Origin of the sequence: Mesorhizobium sp. LMG 17147, assembly GCF_024297145.1 — a bacterium.
Classification (GTDB): domain Bacteria; phylum Pseudomonadota; class Alphaproteobacteria; order Rhizobiales; family Rhizobiaceae; genus Mesorhizobium.
Genome location: NZ_JANCTC010000007.1, coordinates 1 through 17,427, shown reverse-complemented (window position 1 = coordinate 17,427; position 17,427 = coordinate 1). Strand labels below are relative to the sequence as shown.

The following is a 17,427-nucleotide window of genomic DNA, read 5'->3' as shown; positions in this document are numbered from 1 at the left end:
TTTTTCGCGGATGTCAGCCGGCTATTTTCGAGAAATCGGCGACCCGGTCCGTCGCCGCGCGGATGCGGGCGAGCAATGCCAGGCGATTGGCGCGCACAGCCTGGTCCTCATCGTTTACCAGGACTTTCTCAAAGAATGAATCAACCGGCTCGCGCAACACGCTAAGCGCCAGCATGGCGGCGGAAAAGTCTTCGTTTTGAATTGCTTCGCCGGCTTGCCTCTCGGCCTGATTCACCGCGGCAAACAAGGTTTTTTCGGCGTTCTCCCGGAACAGAGCCGGCTCAACGCTGGTTGCGATCGCCGTCCCCTTCTTCTCTTCGGCAGCCACAATGTTGGCCGCGCGCTTGGTGCCGGCAAGCAGGTTCCTGCCGTCCTCGGTGTCGAGGAAGGAGCCAAGCGCCTCGACACGGCGGACGATCTGCAGGAGGTCGTCGTTGGACGATTGGCCGATCTCCCCCCTAGAGGGGGAGATGCCCGGCAGGGCAGAGGGGGGCGCGACAGAATGAGAGGCTGGCGGGACAGCGCCCCCCTCTGTCGGCTTCGCCGACATCTCCCCCTCTAGGGGGGAGATTGGGCGCGAACCTGCCGCCAACACCGCGTCGATCAGATCATGCCGCGCGCCCTGGTCGCGGAGATAGACCTTTAGGCGATCGTGGAAGAAGGCGAGGAGGTCGGCAATTATCTCAGCCGCGGAGTGGTCTGGCAGTTCGATGCCACGTACCTCCGAGGACAGCGAACCTGCTTGTTCACTGATCAAATCATCGGCTGATCCCACACCGGTCGTGAAATCACCCCCATCGTCAGCTCGCCAGACCACCGAAAACCGATTACCGCCATTGAAGGTAAGCCCGAATAGCGCGTTTAAAAACTGGCGCTGGAGCGGCAGTCTTACCCCATTCTCGACCAAAATTCTTACCACCCCCAGCGCCGCTCTTCTCAACGCATAGGGGTCCTTCGATCCCGTCGGCTTTTCATCAATGGCCCAGAACCCGACCAGCGTATCAAGCTTGTCGGCCAGCGCCACGGCAACCGACACCGGGTCGGTCGGCACGCGATCGGACGGTCCCTGCGGCTTGTAGTGTTCCTCGATCGCCGCGGCAACGGAAGGATGCTCGCCCTGCAGCAGTGCGTATTTGCGCCCCATGGCGCCTTGCAGTTCCGGAAATTCTCCGACCACCTCGGTGATGAGATCGGCCTTGGCCAGGACTGCAGCGCGGCGTGCGAGCGCGGGAATCTCCCCCCTTGAGGGGGAGATGTCGCCGAAGGCGACAGAGGGGGTCGGCACGTCCTGACGCGGCTTCCTATTTTGGGCAGAGGATGCCGGCGCTTCACGCGAGACGACCCCCTCTGGCCTGCCGGCCATCTCCCCCTCAAGGGGGGAGATTGCGCGCACCACGACCGGCGCCAGTTCTTCCGCCAGCCGCTTGATGCGCTCCACCCGCTCGCCCTGTGTGCCGAGCTTGGCGTGGAAGGTGACGCCGAGATGGTCGAGGCGGGCCATGCGCTGGTCGAGCGGTTTGTTCAGATCGAGCCCGAACTTTTCGGCCGATGCCTGCAACTGGTCGAGATCCGGCAGGTCGCCCTGGTCGGTCTTCCAGAAATAGAGCGCGTCGGACAGGCGCGCGCGCACCACCTTGCCGTTGCCGTGGGCAATCTCCTTGCCGCCGTCCTTGGCCTCGATGTTGGCGGTCAGGATAAAGCGGTTGGAGAGGTCTTCGCCGGTACTGTGCGGCCGCGTCACGAAACACTTCTGGTTGGCGCGGATGGTGAGCCTGATCACCTCGGCCGGAATGGTCAGAAAATCCTGCTCGAATTCGCCCATCAGCACGACAGGCCATTCGACCAGGCCCGACACTTCCTCCAGCAGCCCCTCGTCCTCGACGAGGTCGAGCCCACTGGCGAAGGCGAGGTTCCTGGCATCGGCAAGAATGATCTCCTTGCGCCGGTCGGCATCGAGCACGACCTTGGCTGCCTCAAGCTTGGCGACATAATCGTCGAAGCGGCGCACCGTGATGGCGCCCGGCGCATGAAAACGGTGGCCGTAGGTGACGTTGCCCGAGCGGATGCCGTCGATCTCGAAATCCACCACAACCGGCTCCTCGGTTTCCGGGCCGAAGGTGCACAGGATCGATTGCAATGGCCGCACCCAGCGCAACGAGCCGGGCTTGGCCGAAGCCGGCCCCCAGCGCATCGATTTCGGCCAGGGAAAGTTGCGGATGATGCCCGGCACCAGCTCGGCGATGATCTGCTCGGCCGGCCTGCCCGGCCTGGCAATATGGGCGACATAGAAGTCGCCCTTCTTCGGATCGGAATGAACATGCGCCGCGGCAATCGAGGCAAGGCCGGCCTTGCGCAGAAAACCTTGCACCGCCTGCTCGGGCGCCTTGGTCGAGGGGCCCTTGATCTCCTCGTTTATGTCCTTCGAGCGGGCGGTCAGCCCGCGGATGTCGAGCGCCAGCCGGCGCGGCGTCCAATATTCGCGCGCCGCCTCATAAGTCAGCCCGGCTTCGACCAGACCGTCGGTCAGCAGCTTCTTCAGGTCGCCGGCAGCTTTTCTCTGCATACGAGCAGGAATCTCTTCCGAACGGAGTTCTAAAAGCAGGTCGGGCATTGAGTGTGCTCACGCGGCAAATGGTCCGGGCGGGGCATAGCAACTCGGCCGGCCGCTGTCACCCTTCCCAGCAAGATCGGGCCAGCACGATCAAGGCATCCAACGGCGATTTCCGAAAAAATTCAGCCGCCTGTCGGACACGAAGCGGTCCGCCCGTCCTTGGGTCAAAGATTTCCATGAACCGAACGCAGCGCTGAAGCGACCACCGCTCAGGCAGAGAGCTATTGGCTAAACGAATGAAAACGGCATCGACATTCCTGCAAATCCTCGCGCTCAGCGCCTGTTTTACAGCACAGGTGCATGGCACGTTCTCGATGCCCGGAGTCAGGCAAGCGCTGCGGACGATAGCCGGTGCAAGCGGCCAAGGTACGTTGCCAATCAGCGCTCCTGTCGAAATCGCCTGGAGCTTATGTGCATGTCGCGCAAAAGCGTGCAGCGGTTTTGCGATAACGACATGCATCAAAACAAGAACTTAAAGCGCGTTGCATGAGGCCGGTCGAACGCGACGCGCTTTAAGCCGCCATTCCGCCCGCCTGCGTCAGCAGAAACGCCTCGCCGCAGGCTTTGGCCAGATTGCGCACCCGCAAGATGTAACTCTGGCGCTCGGTGACCGAAATCACGCCGCGTGCGTCGAGCAGGTTGAAGACGTGGCTGGCCTTGATGCACTGGTCGTAGGCGGGGAATACCATGCGGTGATAACCCTCCCCCTTGAGGGGAGGGTGGCCCGAAGGGCCGGGTGGGGTCGCTCGTGCAGTGCTCGACGCTTGACTTGAGGTGCCTTCTGAGATGACCCCCTCTGCCCGCTTCGCGGGCATCTCCCCCTCAAGGGGGGAGATAGGGGCGCCGGCTTGTAGCAGCGCCTTGCACTCGGCTTCGGCGTCTTCGAAATGGCGCAGCAGCATCGCGGTGTTGGCGAATTCGAAATTGTGGCGCGAATATTCCTGCTCGGCCTGCAGGAAGACGTCGCCATAGGTCACCTTGTCGGCGCCTTCGCGGCCGTTGAAATTGAGGTCGTAGACATTGTCGACGCCCTGCACATACATGGCCAGCCGCTCCAGCCCGTAAGTGAGCTCGCCCGCTACAGGTGCGCATTCGATCCCGCAGACCTGCTGGAAATAGGTGAACTGCGACACCTCCATGCCGTCGCACCAGCACTCCCAGCCCAGCCCCCAGGCGCCCAGCGTCGGGCTTTCCCAGTCGTCCTCGACGAAGCGGATGTCGTGCAGCAGCGGATCGATGCCGATCGCGGCCAGCGAGCCGAGGTAAAGCTCCTGCAGATTGGGCGGATTGGGCTTCAGGATCACCTGGTACTGATAATAGTGCTGCAGTCGGTTCGGGTTCTCGCCATAGCGGCCGTCCTTGGGGCGGCGCGACGGCTGGACATAGGCCGCGTTCCAGCGTTTTGGGCCGAGCGCGCGCAATGTCGTGGCCGGATGGAATGTGCCGGCGCCGACTTCCATGTCGTAAGGCTGGAGGACGACGCAGCCATAGTCCGCCCAGTAATTATGCAAAGTCAGGATCAGCCCCTGGAACGAGCGGCTGGGATGCATGTGGGCAGGAATATCAACGGTCACGGCGGCCTCCGGCGGGATGCGGCACCTCGTAGAGTGCCGCTCCGCGACCGTCAAGGCGATGGGGTCACCCCTTCGGGGCGGGCGCCGGCTCGGGTTTTACGTTCGGGGTTTCCTGCGCCGTGTTGGATTCGATCGGCGGCAGGCCCTTCATCAGCTTTTGCTGCAAGGCGGCAAGCACATCCGGGTCCGGCTTCAGGTCGCGGGCCTGGTTCCACTGGAAGGTGGCTTCCAGCTTGCGGCCGACGCGCCAGTAGGCGTCGCCGAGGTGATCGTTGAGCACCGGATCCTCCGGCTTCAACGAAACGGCGCGTTCCATTTCGCGCACCGCGTCGTCGAACTGGCCAAGGCGGTAATAGGCCCAGCCCAGCGAGTCGACGATGTAGCCGTCGCTCGGCCTCAGGTCGACGGCCTTCTGGATCATCGCGAGGCCTTCCTTGAGGTTCATGTTCTTGTCGACCCAGGAATAGCCGAGATAGTTCAGGACCTGCGGCTGGTCGGGGTAGAGCTCCAGCGCCTTGCGGAAATTCGGCTCGGCCTTCGGCCATTCCTTCAGCCGCTCATAGGCGATGCCGCGCTGGTAGAAGATGTTCCAGTTGGCGGCGGTCGGCGTCTTCAGCACCTCGACTGCCTTGTCGTAAAGATTGGCGGCGGAGCGGAAATCCTCCTTCGCGGAATAGACGCCGCCGAGCGCCAGATAGGCGCGCATGTCGTCTGGATGCGCATCGACGATGGCCTTGAGGTGAGCGATCGCCTCGTCATTGCGGTCAAGATCGGCGAGGTTGAGGCCAAGCTGCAGGTCCGACAGCTCCTTCAGCGGCGAGCCGGCGGGAATGCGGCGATAGAGCGCGATGGCGCCCTCGCCGTCTTTCAACTGCTCGGCGACCGCGGCAAGCTGAACGAGCGCCGCGTCGTTGCCGGGCCGCAGCGCCAGGGCATATCGCAGATAGAGCCGCACGAACGGCTCGCCGCCGCCGCGGTTGAGCGCGGTGGCGAGATCGAGCAGGATCTCCGAGGCGCCGTCCGACGGACCAGCAACGAATGGTTCGATCTTTTCGCCCTTGTTGATCTTGTCGCGAAGCGCTGCAATCTCGACCTTGCCGGGCGCAAACGCCTCGGCCTTGTCGAGCACCGACAGCGCCTTGGCCTTGTCGCCTTTGCGGGCGAGGAAAGAGGCGTAGGCCTGCGCGTTGCGCATCCATGTTTCGGGGGCCGCACCGCCAGCGGCCGTGTCTTGCAGGGTGGCGGTGTAGAGCGCATCCGCCCTGTCGGGCAGGCCCGAGACGTCGGCAATCAAGGCACGGTGGAACGACTTGAACGGGCTAAACCAGTCGGGGCCCTGCAGCTTGTCGATGGAAGCCATGGCCTCGCCGGCGTCACCCGCACCTTGCTTGGCCCAGCCGGTCATGACGCCGGAGATCAGCCGGTCGAGATCGGATTCGAGCGAAAGCTTGAGCCAGTATTCGGCCTTGGAGAAATCCTTCTTGTGGAAGGAATCGATCGCCAGCGCCAGGCGCGAGAAGCGCTCGACGTCGGGAACCGCCTTGAGTTTGTCGGCATAGACCAGGGACTCGTCGAAGCGCCCCTGCGCGATCAGCGACAGCATCAGGCTTTGCTGCAGTCCCGTATCGTTCGGATCGAATGCAAGCGCCTGCTTGTAATAGGAAATGGCGCTGTCGAGGTCGTTGTCGCCTTCGGCAATCCGCGCGGCGAGATAGGCTCCCGAGAAGGATGTGATCCTGACCGGCTCGGCGGTCTGTCTGGCATGCGCCGGCAAAGCCGAGATCGCCATGCCCGTCGCGATTGCCAGCCCCGTCAGCCAGCGCGCATATCCTTGCCGCATCATATCCCTTTCAGCCAAACGCCATCTCCGCGTCAGCGGGATCGCCGTAGACTCGATCTTTACAGGTAAAGCATGGCCTTTTTGGGGTCACGCATCAACCCGGCCCGAATTCACAATCGGGTCAAGCAATTAATAAACCATGCCGAAAGAGGTCGCACGACCGCATTGCGACAATCCGGCAATGGGAAACCGGCGTCACGGCCCGGAACTCAGGACGTTTGCGAAAGGCTTGCATCGAGCGCCTGCATGGCGACGGTGACAAGATCGTGCAGCCGCTTTTTCGGCACGCCGTCACGTGCCTGCACCGAAAGGCCGTGCATCAGCGTGGCGTAATAATCACCTAACGTCCCGGCGTCGGTACCCGGCTTCAATTCGCCATCGCGCACCGCTTGCTTCAACCGCTCGACGATCGATGCGGTACGCGCCAGCCGGTGCTCCGCCAGCCATTGCTGCACGGCGTCGTTTTCGACGGCGCAATTGGTGGCGGCCGTCACCACCATGCAGCCCTGCGGCTGCCCCGGCCGCGTATAGATTTCGACCGCGTCGCGAAGCATGCGCTCGATGACGCGCCGGACGTTTGGTTCTTCCTGCAGCGCGCGTGTGGCAAAGCCACCCTCATTGGCCTCGTAAAGTGCCACCGCTTCGCGAAACAGATCCTCCTTCGAGCCGAAGGCGGCATAGATGCGCGCCGATGCGAGGCCAAGCGCCGAAACGAGATCGGCCATGGAGGTGCCCTCGTAGCCACGTCTCCAGAAAGCGTCCCGGGCTTTCTCCAGCGCCTGGTCGCGGTCGAACTCCCTTGGCCTTCCCGCCATTGCGACCTCCAATTTTTGTCGATCAACAAATAATCCGCTTGACTTCGGATTGCAAATCCCAATTCTTTGTCGATCATTAAATAATTGTCGACAAGGAGACCGACATGAGTTCACTGGATCAGGGCGCGCCGCTCGGGGCAATCGCAACGCAAGGGACAACCGGTGTGAAGCGCGGCGCAACGCTGGCGCTGCTCGCCTTCGCGCAGCTCATCATCTCGCTCGACCTCAACATCGTCTTCGTGACCCTGCCGGAGATCGGCGCCGGCCTCGGATTTTCCGGGCAGACCCTGCAATGGGTGGTGAGCGCCTACACTGTCTTTACCGGCGGGTTCCTGCTGTTCGGCGGCCGGGCCGCCGACCTGATCGGCCAGCGCCGCGTCTTCATCTTCGCACTCTGGCTCTACGCGCTTTCTTCGCTTGTCGGCGGCCTGGCATGGTCACCGGAAATCATCATTGCGGCACGTGCGGTACAAGGCATCGGCGCCGCATTCCTGTTTCCGGCGACGCTGTCGCTGATCAACCGTCTGTTCGCCGAAGGACCGGAACGCAACCGGGCGCTCGCCGTCTGGGGCGGCGCGGGCGCCAGCGGCCTGACGCTCGGTTCGCTTGCCGGCGGGTTTCTGACCAGCGCCTTCGGCTGGCCGTCGGTCTTCTACGTCAACGTGCTGCTGGCCGGGATCGCCATCATCGCGGCTTTCGCCATCATCCCGCGCGATCGCAAGCGGCACGAGCAGCGCAGCTTCGATCTGCCGGGCGCATTGACCGTCACCGCTGGGGCGACGCTGCTTGTCTTCACCCTGGTTCAGGGGCCTGAATATGGCTGGGGATCGACCGCAATCATCGTCAGCGCAGCACTGGCGGCATTCTTCCTGATCGCCTTCACGATGATCGAGGCGAAGAGCGCCGATCCGCTGATGCCGCTGCGCCTGTTTTACAACCGCAGCCTCGTCGCCGGAATGACGATAACCTTCCTCTACATGGCGACTTTCGGAGCGCTGCCCTACTTCCTCACCGTGCTGTTGCAGAACGTACACGGTTTCACTGCCTTGCAGACGGGCCTCGCCTTTCTCGTGCCGTCGGTCGCCATCGCCACCGGCACGCAAGCCGGCGAGCGTCTGGCGACGCGCTTTTCGACGCGCAGCACGCTGGTCGGCGGCATGATCCTCGGCGCGGTCGGCACTGCATTGATGGTATCAGGCGCAACCGCGGAGAGCAGCTATCTGTCCCTCGTACCCGGACTGATCGTCTCCGGCGTCGGACAAGGCATCGTCTGGACCGCCATGTGGATTGCCGCCGCTTCCGGCGTTGCCCATGATCAGCAAGGCGTCGCCTCGGGCATGGCTTCGACGACACTCAATGTCGGCAACGCCATCGGCATGGCCGTGCTGATCGCGATTGCGAACAGCCAATCGGCGAATTGTCCGGCGATGCGTTGAAAATTGCCGTCGCCGACGGCATCCAGGTCGCCTTCTGGTTCGCGGCGGCGGGCATCGCCGCCAGCCTGCTCGCAGCAATGGTTCTTCCGGCAAAGGCGCGATGAGAACGGCGCGGGGCGCCGATGGCTGTCAATTCACCCGGCTGATGCAGAAATCGATGACGTCGATCAGCGCCGATTTCTGCGGCGTCGCCTCGAGCGGCGCCAGCGCGTCGCGGGCGATCTCGCCGAAATGGCGGGCGCGCCCGATGGTGTCGGCGATCGCCCCGTGGCGGAGCATCAGGCCGATTGCCTTTTCCAGTCCGGCATCGTCGGCGGCATTGTCCTCGATGGCGCGTTTCCAGAAGCTGCGCTCGGCCTTGGTGCCGCGCCGATAGGCGAGGATCACCGGCAGCGTTACCTTGCCTTCGCGGAAATCGTCGCCGACATTCTTGCCGAGATCCTTGCTGGTGCCGCCATAATCCAGCGCGTCGTCGATCAGCTGGAAAGCAAGGCCGAGATTCATGCCGTAGGAGCGGAGTGCTGCGCGATCGTTGCGCGTCGCCTGGGCGATGACCGGGCCGACCTCGGCGGCGGCTGAGAACAGCGCCGCGGTCTTGGCCTTGATCACGGCGAAGTGCTCGTCCTCGGTGGTTTCGAGGTTCTTGGCGGCGGCAAGCTGCATTACCTCGCCTTCGGCGATCACCGAGGCCGCACTCGACAGGATGTCGAGCGCTTCCAGCGAGGCGACATCGACCATCATGCGAAAGGCCTGGCCGAGCAGGAAATCGCCGACTAGAACACTGGCCTGGTTGCCCCAGATCATGCGCGCCGTCTTCTTGCCGCGCCGCATGCCGCTTTCGTCGACAACGTCGTCGTGGAGAAGTGTCGCGGTGTGCATGAATTCGACCGACGTGGCGAGCTTGACATGGCCGTCGCCGGAATAGCCGAACATCTGGGCGGCGGCGAGCGTCAGCATCGGCCGCAGCCGTTTGCCGCCGGATGAGATCAGATGGTTGGCGATCTCCGGGATCATCTCGACATCGGAGCCGGCCTTCGACAGGATCAATTTGTTGACGCGCCCCATGTCGGCCGCGGTCAGGTCGATGAGGTCCTTTATCGAGGCGGCTTCGCGCTTCCCGTTTTCAATGTTGAGAACGACACCCACGGCAAAACTCCCAACCTCGATATGCACGACGGCAACATGGTCCCTGGACGGACTCTAGGGTGTCACCCACCGGTGCGGCAAGAGGCGAATTGGCGCGCCGGCTCTGGTACATGATCACGCCTACGTTTACATCAACGCCGCAAACTGCGAGTTTCATCCGATGATAGAGCTCATCCGCACCAACGACGCTGTCATCATTTCGTTTGTCGAATCGCTGATGCGCGATGCCGGTATCGGCTGTTTCGTCGCCGACCAGAACATGAGCGTGCTCGACGGCTCGATCGGCATCCTGCCCCGCCGTGTCATGGTGGACGCCGACAAGGCCGATGCGGCGCGGCGCATCCTGACGGATGCCGGCATCGCCAACGAGATCCGCCAAAAATAATGTCCGCGTCGCCCGCTGCCCTTGTCCCGGACATGCCGGCTCACACGGTCGATGCCTTCCATCGCGGTCGCTTCTGGCTGGTGCAGCCGAGAAAGGCCGGCCACCGCGCCGGCATGGATGCGATGATGCTGGCGGCTGCCGTGCCGTCCTCCTTTGCCGGGCGGCTGGCCGACTTTGGCGCGGGTGCCGGTGCCGCCGGCCTGGCGGTGCTGTCGCGCTGCCCCGCTGCCGCGGCCGTGCTTGTCGAGCGTTCCCCGGAAATGGCGGCCTTCGCCACCACCACGCTTGCCCATCCCGGCAATGCGCATCTCAGCGACCGCGCCTCGGTGCTCGTCGCCGATGTCGCGCTGTCGGGCCGGGCGCGAACGGCCGCCGGCCTCGAGGACAACAGCTTCGATTTCGTCATCATGAACCCGCCGTTCAATGCCGCCGAGGATCGCGCGACGCCCGATCCGCTGAGAAAAGCCGCACATGTCTCGGAGGATGGATTGTTCGACAGCTGGATCCGCAGCGCGGCCGCGGTGGTGAGGCCGGGTGGCGGGCTGGCCGTCATCGCCCGGCCGGAACAGCTCGGCGCCATCCTCGATGCCGTTGCCGGCCGCTTCGGCGACGCCGAGATGCTGGCCGTCCATCCTCGCCCCGAAGCGGCAGCGATCCGCATCGTCGTCCGGGCAGCACTCGGCGCACGCGGCAAACTGTCGATCCAGCCGCCGCTGATGCTGCATGCCTATTCCGGCAACGGCCCTTCGGAACGGGCAGAGCTGATCAATAACGGGCTGGCGTCGCTGTTCGGAGACTGATCCATTCTGATTGCCGGGGTGACGGCATTGCCGTTGGCCGGCGAATTCCTACATGCCTCAAGCAAATCGACCGGAGACCGCCCCCTCGTGAAACGCCTTTTCAACCGCCTGCTGCCGAAATCCTGGCGCTCCACCGTCGTCACCATTCCGGTCATCCGGCTGCACGGCACGATCATGCCCGGCGGCGGCCAGTTCCGGCCGAGCCTGTCGCTCGCTTCCACCGCCGGTCTTCTCGAAAAGCTGTTTTCCTTCGACGCGCCGGCGGTCGCCATCTCGATCAACTCGCCAGGTGGCTCGCCGGTGCAGTCGCGGCTGATCTTCAGGCGCATCCGCGACCTGGCGAGCGAGAAGAACAAGAAGGTCCTGGTTTTCGTCGAGGACGTGGCGGCATCGGGCGGCTACATGATTGCGGTCGCGGGCGACGAGATCTTTGCCGACCCGTCCTCCATCGTCGGCTCGATCGGTGTGGTGTCGGCCTCGTTCGGCTTTCCCGAGCTGTTGAAGAAGATCGGCGTCGAACGCCGCGTCCACACCGCCGGCCAGAACAAGGCGGTGCTCGACCCGTTCAAACCGGAAAGGAAGGAGGACGTCGAGCGCCTGAAGGCGCTGCAACTGGAGGTCCACGAGACCTTCATCGACCTCGTCAAGGACAGGCGCGGCAGCAAGCTCAAGGACGATCCCGACCTGTTCACAGGCCTGTTCTGGACGGCCAAGAAGGGGCTTGAACTCGGGCTGGTCGATGCGCTCGGCGACATGCGCAGCGTGCTGAAGAGCCGTTTCGGGCCGAAAACCCAGCTCAAGCTGATCACCGCGCCGCGCGGCCTGTTCGGCCGCTTCGGCCTGTTCGGCTCGAGCTTTTCGGCGCCCGACATCGCTGCCGCCGCGGCAAGCGGCGTCATCGATGCGGCGGAAGAGCGCGCGCTGTGGGCGCGCTTCGGGCTTTGAAAAGCCGGTGAAAGCGTCTAGCATAAATCATCAACCGACCCGACCGGCGGCCTTGCCGGCCTTGCGAGGGAGGAGTTTGACATGCCGCAGATCATTTTCTTCGCCGTCGTCGGCATTGCCGCCTATTTCGGCTACCGCTCCTTCATCAGGGAAGCCGAGCGGGTGACCGCCAAGGTACGTCGGGCCGAAAAGCAGACGGCCAACGGCACCATGGGAACACTGGTCAAGGATCCGAAGACCGGCGAATACCGTCTGGCCAAGGATTGACCGTCGTCCCCCTAGCGGCCGAGCCCATGAACGCCGAGGCCAGCATCCGGGCATTGCATGCGCACGCCAAGATAAATCTCGCGCTGCACGTCACCGGCCGGCGCGCCGACGGTTATCACATGATCGAAAGCCTGGCTGTGTTCACGCGCTTCGGCGACCGCATCGAGACAGAACTTGCCGACAGCGATGGGTTTTCCGTGTCCGGCAAATACGCCTCCGCGGTGCCGGTCGACGACAATAATCTGGTGGTGAGAGCGCGCGACGCACTGCGGCGCGAGGCCGGTTCCCAACACGCGCCGGCTGTCGCCATCCGGCTCGAAAAGAACCTGCCGGTCGCGTCCGGTGTCGGCGGCGGATCGAGCGACGCGGCGGCTGTGCTGCGCGCCCTGGTCCAGACCTGGGGACTTGATGTCGGCGATGCCGAACTGGCGCGGATCGGCCTGTCGCTCGGCGCCGACGTGCCGATGTGCCTCGCTGCCAAGCCGCTGATAGCCCACGGCGTCGGCGACGAGCTGACGCTCGTGCCGGGTTTCCCGGCGCTGGGTCTGGTGCTCGTCAATCCCGGCACTGCCGTCTCGACGGCCGACGTGTTCGAGGCGCTTGGCCGCCGGGACAATGCGGGGCTGCCGCCGCTGCCGCACAGCCTCGACTTCCACAGCATCCGCAACTGGCTGGAGATCACCCGCAACGATCTCGAGCCTGCGGCGCGTGCAATCCAGCCCGCCATCGGCAAGGCGCTTTCCGTGCTTAACAAGGCCGGAGCCGGTTTTGCCAGGATGTCGGGTTCCGGCGCCACCTGCTTCGGGCTGTTCGAGACCGGCAACGTGGCCAAGCGCGCGGCCGTCGATATTCGCGGCCGCCATCCAGACTGGTTTGTCGCAGCGACGCGAAGCATGACATCGGAGGCTGAGGCCCATGGCCAGGATTGACGTGAGCCGCCCCTTTGTTCCCGTGCGCATCGCGGTACTGACCGTTTCCGATACGCGCAGCCTCGTCGACGACAAATCCGGGCAGACGCTGGCCGACCGTATTGCCCAGGCCGGCCACATCCTCGCCGCCCGCGACATCGTCACCGACGACCGCGACAAGATCCGCGACAAGGTCCTGGGTTGGTCAAGGGACGAAGCGATCGATGTCGTCATCACCACCGGCGGCACCGGCTTCACCGGCCGCGACGTGACGCCGGAAGCGCTGGAGCCGATCTTCGAAAAGCGCATGGACGGCTTTTCCGAAGTGTTCCACCGCATCTCCTACGACAAGATCGGCACTTCGACGATCCAGAGCCGGGCAACCGGCGGCGTCGTCAACGCCACCTTCGTCTTCGTGCTGCCGGGCTCGCCCGGCGCCTGCAAGGACGCCTGGGACGGCATCTTGAAGCCGCAGCTCGACTACCGGCACGTGCCCTGCAACTTCGTCGAGATCATGCCGCGGCTGGACGAGCATTTGCGGCGCGGCTGAGGCGGGCCAAGGTGTCAGCCAAGCGACCTCGGTTTAGCGAATGACCGGCTCGCCGTGAAAACGGCGGCGCGAGGGCGGCGACACGCCGAAGCCAACCTCCATCATCAGCCGCGGGGTGCGCGTCGGCACGGTGCCCATATGGAAGCCGAACGGGTCCTCGACAAAGCCCAGGCCGGCCTGCCCGGTCAGCGTGACCGGGCTCTGCTCTCCATAGACGCCCAGCACCTCCTCCGCCGAATGGCCGACCAGCAGCGTCAGCTGATGCTTCAGGATGCGGCGGTTGTGGGAGCCGCGGACATAGACATGCGGCCCGGTGTCGGCGTCGACCGGCACCAGGTAGAAAAAGAACTTCAGCATGCGCCAGTCATCGAGGTCGAAATGGTATTTGCCGAGCGAGGCCATGTTCTTGTCCGCGTCCGAGACGCCACCGGTCGGAAAGCTCCACCAGACGCGGGTGGTGATCAGCTTGGCCTGGCTGCCGAGATAGTGCGCTGCGATATCGAGAAGCAGCGGATCGCGCTGCACGGCGACCGCAGCGTTGCAGTCGAGGACCCGTTCGAAATAGTGACCGCTGAGCAGCGGGCGGCCGAAATGCTTTTCGGCATCGGCGTGTTTTTCGGGCAGGAATTCCAGCCGGCGGTCGAAATTGCCGAAGCATGGCGTGCGCTCGGCGAAGCGGGCAATCTCCTCATGGATGGCGGCCGGCAGCATCAGGCCCGAATAGAGCCCTTCCGTGCGCAGCGCGCGGACGACGGCATCGCGGTCGACGCCGGCGAACATCGTTTCACCGACATTGCGCGCCGGCGGAACGGGCTTTGCGCCGCGCCAGTGCAGGCGCCGTGCCGGCATGGTGCGCGCCAGCATGAACATAGGCAGCCATGCCGGATTCTCGCGAAGGTCGGAAAGATAGGTCGGGATGCGGGCGGCGATGCGGCGCAGCGTACCGCCGTTGCGTGCGATCGCCTCGAGGCTTGCAGCGCCGGACTTGTCAGGGCTTGAAAGGGTCATCGGGGTCCTCAAATGTCGAGGGAACAGCATCGACGACAATCGTCGTCACCGCTCCGGCACACCCAAACCCATTCGCCCGTATCGCTGGGAATGGTAACCCCCAGTCAGATTTTGTGCAATGCACAATAAACGACGACCCGCCAGAAAATTGCTTGGGCGGAGGTCCCATAACGGGGATGGTAAGCCGTCACTTCCGCGGCGCCACCCAGATCTCGGCGTGGAGCCTTCTTGTCGCTAGGCCGCGGGCGATCGCTTCGGCGCTGCGGGCGCTCTTAGACAGCGCGGCGGCCTGACGCTTGCTGATCACCAAGCCTTCGGCGAGAGCGCGATTTCCGGCAAAGACGCGCGACAGGAAGGGCGCGCGGCTGCCGCGTGCCCGCGAAAATCGCGCCGCCATGGTTTGCCTGGCGGTATGGGCGACGACCTCGTCGATCCAGCCCTCCCCCAGCCGCGCGCCCGGTTCCAGCAAGAGCAGCCAGTCCCCCTTGGCCTGCCTGATGCCGGCAGCAATGCCGCCGCTGAGATAGTGGCAGCCGGCATGTTCGGCGACGCGGTGCGTCTGATCGGTCGAGCCGGTGTCGCAGACGAGAACGTCGCGCACAACGCCCTCGACCGCGCCGCCGATCAGCGAGGCGAGTGTGCGGGCAAGGCCCTCCTCGTCATTCAGGGTTTCGATCAGGACGCTGAGCATGTTTAGCCGAATAGCGGAAAGCGGTGGGCAGCGCCAGTTTTTGCGGCGCGCCGCGAGAAAGTTCTTGCTTTGTTCTCATCGATGCGATAGGAATACATTCATGAGCAGAGCGATTCGACAGCGGGCGGACAGTCCCTGGGAAAGGGCCAAAATGGAACAGATCGTGCGTGCCGACATTGCCGCCTTCGGCGCTGGCAGGGCCGAGATGGCGAATGCGATGATCGAGCAGAGCGGCATGCGCGTCCGTCCGGACCGCAATCGCGGCAGGTCGGCGGGCATCAATCCGTCCGGCCGTTTCGAGCCGGTCAGCCGGCATGTGTTCGATGACGGCTGGAATTCGCTGGAGGAGCTGCCGCCCTTCAAGACCGAGGTACAGGTCGAGAAGCCGCGCACCATCATCACCCGCAACGAATCGCCCGATATCTCCTTCGACCGCTCGATCAATCCCTATCGCGGCTGCGAACATGGCTGCGTCTATTGTTTCGCGCGGCCGACGCACAGCTTCATGGGCCTGTCGCCGGGGCTGGATTTCGAATCGAAGCTGTTTGCCAAGCCGGATGCGGCGCGGTTGCTCGACAAGGAATTGTCCAGGGATAATTACCAGCCGCGCACCATCGCCATAGGCACCAACACCGATCCCTATCAGCCGATAGAGAAGCAATACCGGATCATGCGCGAGATCCTCGAAGTGCTGGAGGCGCGCGGCCATCCGGTCGGCATCGTCACCAAATCGGCACTGGTGACCCGCGATATCGACATTCTGTCGCGCATGGCCGAGCGCGGGTTGGCCAAGGTGGCGCTGTCGGTGACGACATTGGACAGGATGCTGGCCAGAACGATGGAGCCGCGCGCGTCGACGCCGACCAAGCGGCTGGAGGCGATCAGACAGCTTTCGGACGCCGGCATTCCGGCCTCGGTGATGGTCGCGCCGATCATCCCCGGACTGACCGACCCGGAAATGGAGCGCATCCTCGATTCGGCGCAGGCAGCGGGCGCGCGTGAAGCCGGCTATGTGCTGCTGCGCCTGCCGCTGGAGGTCGCGCCGATCTTCAAGGACTGGCTGCTGCGCCACTATCCCGACCGCTATCGCCACGTCATGTCGCTGATCCGTTCGATGCGCGACGGCAAGGACTACGATTCGGAATGGGGCAAGCGCATGAAAGGCTCCGGCCCCTATGCCTGGCAGATCGGCAGGCGTTTCGAGATCGCCGCCAAACGGCTCGGCCTCAATGCCGAACGGCGCTCGCTCAGGACCGACCAGTTCGTCCCCGCTGCCAAGGCAACCGAGCAGCTGATGCTGCTGTGACAAAGCGTCTCGCGCCAGCCGCTTTGAAGCGGCCGCAGCAGGCGAAAAATCCCGTCCGGCCTGTCCTGTCCCCGGGCTTGCAGACGGTAGCCCCCTCTTGGTCCGGTGCCCCGCCCGACCCGGAGGGGACTTGCGGAGAATCGGAGCCGATGCGAACCTCGCCGCACCATGGCTCGCCCGCGTTCCGATTCTCCGCTTCTCTTCGAAATCGTCGAGAAACCCGACTTCTCGTTCGAGACGAGAGCGATGGCCGAAGGCCTTTGGCCGGTGGCGGGGATGGACGAGGCCGGCCGCGGCCCACTCGCCGGGCCGGTGGTGGCGGCAGCGGTGGTGCTCGATCCCGCCAACATCCCCGACGGCCTCGATGATTCCAAGCGGCTGACGCATTTGCAGCGTGAGGCGCTGTTCATGAAAATCCTCGGCTCCGCACTCGCCGTGTCGATGGCCTCGGTCAGCGCCGAAGGCATCGATGCCTCCAACATTCTCAGGGCCAGCCTGGAGGCGATGCGCCGTGCAGTGGCCGGCCTGTCAATCCGGCCGAAGCTGGCACTGGCCGACGGCCGCGACGTGCCGCCCGGCCTGCCCTGCGAGGGCAAAGCGCTGATCAAGGGCGACCAGCGCTCGCAGTCGATCGCCGCAGCCTCGATCGTCGCCAAGGTGTTGCGCGACCGCATGATGTGCGGCTGCGGCAGCCATCATGCGCGTTACGGCTTCGAACTGCATATGGGCTACGCCACTGTGCGCCATCGCACGGCGATCGATCTGCACGGGCCGGTGGCGCGGCTGCACCGCGCCTCCTTCGCGCCGTTCCGGTTCGGCGGCACCGAGGTGCTGGAGGAAGAGGTTTTTTCGGGTTTGGATTGAGCGATTCGGCCAGGCGTCATCCCCCTCGAGGGACCCTCGATGGGGAGATGGTCGGCAGGCCAGAGGGGGTCGCCTCGTGTGAAGCGCCAACGTTCTCTTTCGTCCCGGTGGCGTCGCGCCAGGACGTACCGACCCCCTCTGTCGCCTTTGGCGACATCTCCCCCTCAAGGGCAGGGGAATCGCATATGGCGATTTTGGGGTTGAGTTTAGGCTGAGAAAGGATTCTTTGGAGAGGCAGTTGAGCGAAGGAGCGACTGCCATTTCCTGCCTTGAGAGCTACT

General features: G+C 64.2%; 16 protein-coding genes. 9 read left to right on the top strand and 7 right to left on the bottom strand.

The window, feature by feature from the left end:
- Positions 1 to 13: 13 nt before the first annotated feature.
- The 4 genes from glyS to NMG46_RS14910 form a co-directional block, all read right to left on the bottom strand.
- Complete coding sequence (glyS, locus tag NMG46_RS14925; RefSeq protein WP_254818413.1) at positions 14 to 2,611, bottom strand: glycine--tRNA ligase subunit beta; 2,598 nt, start codon at positions 2,609 to 2,611, stop codon at positions 14 to 16.
- A 512-nt stretch (positions 2,612 to 3,123) separates the two neighbouring features.
- Positions 3,124 to 4,185, bottom strand: coding sequence for a glycine--tRNA ligase subunit alpha (locus NMG46_RS14920; protein WP_254818412.1), 1,062 nt, complete (start codon positions 4,183 to 4,185; stop codon positions 3,124 to 3,126).
- 64 nt (positions 4,186 to 4,249) lie between these two features.
- Positions 4,250 to 6,025, bottom strand: a complete 1,776-nt coding sequence (locus NMG46_RS14915; RefSeq protein ID WP_254818652.1) for a tetratricopeptide repeat protein — start codon at positions 6,023 to 6,025, stop codon at positions 4,250 to 4,252.
- A gap of 209 nt (positions 6,026 to 6,234) precedes the next feature.
- On the bottom strand, positions 6,235 to 6,840 hold the full coding sequence (locus NMG46_RS14910) for a TetR/AcrR family transcriptional regulator (protein WP_254818411.1): 606 nt from the start codon (positions 6,838 to 6,840) through the stop codon (positions 6,235 to 6,237).
- 104 nt (positions 6,841 to 6,944) lie between these two features.
- Here NMG46_RS14910 and NMG46_RS14905 point away from each other — a divergent pair, with 104 nt between their 5' ends.
- The gene (locus NMG46_RS14905) at positions 6,945 to 8,276 is read left to right on the top strand and encodes an MFS transporter (RefSeq protein WP_254818410.1); all 1,332 of its coding nucleotides are present in this window, start codon (positions 6,945 to 6,947) and stop codon (positions 8,274 to 8,276) included.
- A gap of 129 nt (positions 8,277 to 8,405) precedes the next feature.
- On the opposite strand, the gene NMG46_RS14900 is transcribed toward NMG46_RS14905, so the two are convergent.
- Positions 8,406 to 9,422, bottom strand: a complete 1,017-nt coding sequence (locus tag NMG46_RS14900) for a polyprenyl synthetase family protein (RefSeq protein WP_254818409.1) — start codon at positions 9,420 to 9,422, stop codon at positions 8,406 to 8,408.
- Positions 9,423 to 9,582: 160 nt separating this feature from the next.
- Between NMG46_RS14900 and NMG46_RS14895 the strand changes: the two genes are divergently transcribed.
- From NMG46_RS14895 to moaB, 6 genes are all read left to right on the top strand, one after another.
- Positions 9,583 to 9,807, top strand: a complete 225-nt coding sequence (locus tag NMG46_RS14895) for a DUF2007 domain-containing protein (protein WP_023674082.1) — start codon at positions 9,583 to 9,585, stop codon at positions 9,805 to 9,807.
- On the top strand, positions 9,807 to 10,607 hold the full coding sequence (locus NMG46_RS14890; protein WP_254818408.1) for a tRNA1(Val) (adenine(37)-N6)-methyltransferase: 801 nt from the start codon (positions 9,807 to 9,809) through the stop codon (positions 10,605 to 10,607). Before NMG46_RS14895 ends, NMG46_RS14890 begins: the two co-directional genes overlap by 1 nt.
- 87 nt (positions 10,608 to 10,694) lie before the next feature.
- The gene (locus NMG46_RS14885) at positions 10,695 to 11,552 is read left to right on the top strand and encodes a S49 family peptidase (RefSeq protein ID WP_254818407.1); all 858 of its coding nucleotides are present in this window, start codon (positions 10,695 to 10,697) and stop codon (positions 11,550 to 11,552) included.
- 81 nt (positions 11,553 to 11,633) lie between these two features.
- The gene (locus NMG46_RS14880) at positions 11,634 to 11,819 is read left to right on the top strand and encodes a hypothetical protein (RefSeq protein WP_254818406.1); all 186 of its coding nucleotides are present in this window, start codon (positions 11,634 to 11,636) and stop codon (positions 11,817 to 11,819) included.
- Positions 11,820 to 11,845: 26 nt separating this feature from the next.
- Entirely contained in the window at positions 11,846 to 12,748 is a 903-nt protein-coding gene (locus NMG46_RS14875) for a 4-(cytidine 5'-diphospho)-2-C-methyl-D-erythritol kinase (protein WP_254818405.1), read from the top strand.
- Positions 12,735 to 13,277 (top strand): molybdenum cofactor biosynthesis protein B, encoded by a 543-nt coding sequence (moaB, locus tag NMG46_RS14870; RefSeq protein WP_254818404.1) that lies wholly within the window; start codon positions 12,735 to 12,737, stop codon positions 13,275 to 13,277. Before NMG46_RS14875 ends, moaB begins: the two co-directional genes overlap by 14 nt.
- Positions 13,278 to 13,310: 33 nt before the next feature.
- Here the strand turns inward: moaB and NMG46_RS14865 are convergent, their stop codons facing one another.
- Together NMG46_RS14865 and NMG46_RS14860 are read right to left on the bottom strand one after the other, a co-directional pair.
- On the bottom strand, positions 13,311 to 14,285 hold the full coding sequence (locus NMG46_RS14865; RefSeq protein ID WP_254818403.1) for a hypothetical protein: 975 nt from the start codon (positions 14,283 to 14,285) through the stop codon (positions 13,311 to 13,313).
- Positions 14,286 to 14,472: 187 nt separating this feature from the next.
- Positions 14,473 to 14,976 carry a glycosyltransferase gene (locus NMG46_RS14860; protein ID WP_254818402.1) on the bottom strand — a complete coding sequence of 168 codons (504 nt, stop codon included), beginning with the start codon at positions 14,974 to 14,976 and terminating at the stop codon, positions 14,473 to 14,475.
- 151 nt (positions 14,977 to 15,127) lie between these two features.
- Here NMG46_RS14860 and NMG46_RS14855 point away from each other — a divergent pair, with 151 nt between their 5' ends.
- Together NMG46_RS14855 and NMG46_RS14850 are read left to right on the top strand one after the other, a co-directional pair.
- Positions 15,128 to 16,282, top strand: a complete 1,155-nt coding sequence (locus tag NMG46_RS14855; RefSeq protein WP_254818651.1) for a PA0069 family radical SAM protein — start codon at positions 15,128 to 15,130, stop codon at positions 16,280 to 16,282.
- A 168-nt stretch (positions 16,283 to 16,450) separates the two neighbouring features.
- A complete protein-coding gene (locus tag NMG46_RS14850) occupies positions 16,451 to 17,146 on the top strand; it encodes a ribonuclease HII (RefSeq protein WP_254818401.1) in 696 nt (231 codons plus the stop codon).
- Positions 17,147 to 17,427: the final 281 nt, after the last annotated feature.

What these genes read in the sequence shown, in the direction of transcription:
- glyS (WP_254818413.1), bottom strand. Translation starts at nt 2,611, where the DNA reads ATGCCCGACCTGCTTTTAGAACTCCGTTCGGAAGAGATTCCTGCTCGT.
- NMG46_RS14915 (WP_254818652.1), bottom strand. Translation starts at nt 6,025, where the DNA reads ATGCGGCAAGGATATGCGCGCTGGCTGACGGGGCTGGCAATCGCGACG.
- NMG46_RS14910 (WP_254818411.1), bottom strand. Translation starts at nt 6,840, where the DNA reads ATGGCGGGAAGGCCAAGGGAGTTCGACCGCGACCAGGCGCTGGAGAAA.
- NMG46_RS14905 (WP_254818410.1), top strand. Translation starts at nt 6,945, where the DNA reads ATGAGTTCACTGGATCAGGGCGCGCCGCTCGGGGCAATCGCAACGCAA.
- NMG46_RS14895 (WP_023674082.1), top strand. Translation starts at nt 9,583, where the DNA reads ATGATAGAGCTCATCCGCACCAACGACGCTGTCATCATTTCGTTTGTC.
- NMG46_RS14890 (WP_254818408.1), top strand. Translation starts at nt 9,807, where the DNA reads ATGTCCGCGTCGCCCGCTGCCCTTGTCCCGGACATGCCGGCTCACACG.
- NMG46_RS14880 (WP_254818406.1), top strand. Translation starts at nt 11,634, where the DNA reads ATGCCGCAGATCATTTTCTTCGCCGTCGTCGGCATTGCCGCCTATTTC.
- NMG46_RS14875 (WP_254818405.1), top strand. Translation starts at nt 11,846, where the DNA reads ATGAACGCCGAGGCCAGCATCCGGGCATTGCATGCGCACGCCAAGATA.
- moaB (WP_254818404.1), top strand. Translation starts at nt 12,735, where the DNA reads ATGGCCAGGATTGACGTGAGCCGCCCCTTTGTTCCCGTGCGCATCGCG.
- NMG46_RS14865 (WP_254818403.1), bottom strand. Translation starts at nt 14,285, where the DNA reads ATGACCCTTTCAAGCCCTGACAAGTCCGGCGCTGCAAGCCTCGAGGCG.
- NMG46_RS14860 (WP_254818402.1), bottom strand. Translation starts at nt 14,976, where the DNA reads ATGCTCAGCGTCCTGATCGAAACCCTGAATGACGAGGAGGGCCTTGCC.
- NMG46_RS14855 (WP_254818651.1), top strand. Translation starts at nt 15,128, where the DNA reads ATGGAACAGATCGTGCGTGCCGACATTGCCGCCTTCGGCGCTGGCAGG.
- NMG46_RS14850 (WP_254818401.1), top strand. Translation starts at nt 16,451, where the DNA reads ATGGCTCGCCCGCGTTCCGATTCTCCGCTTCTCTTCGAAATCGTCGAG.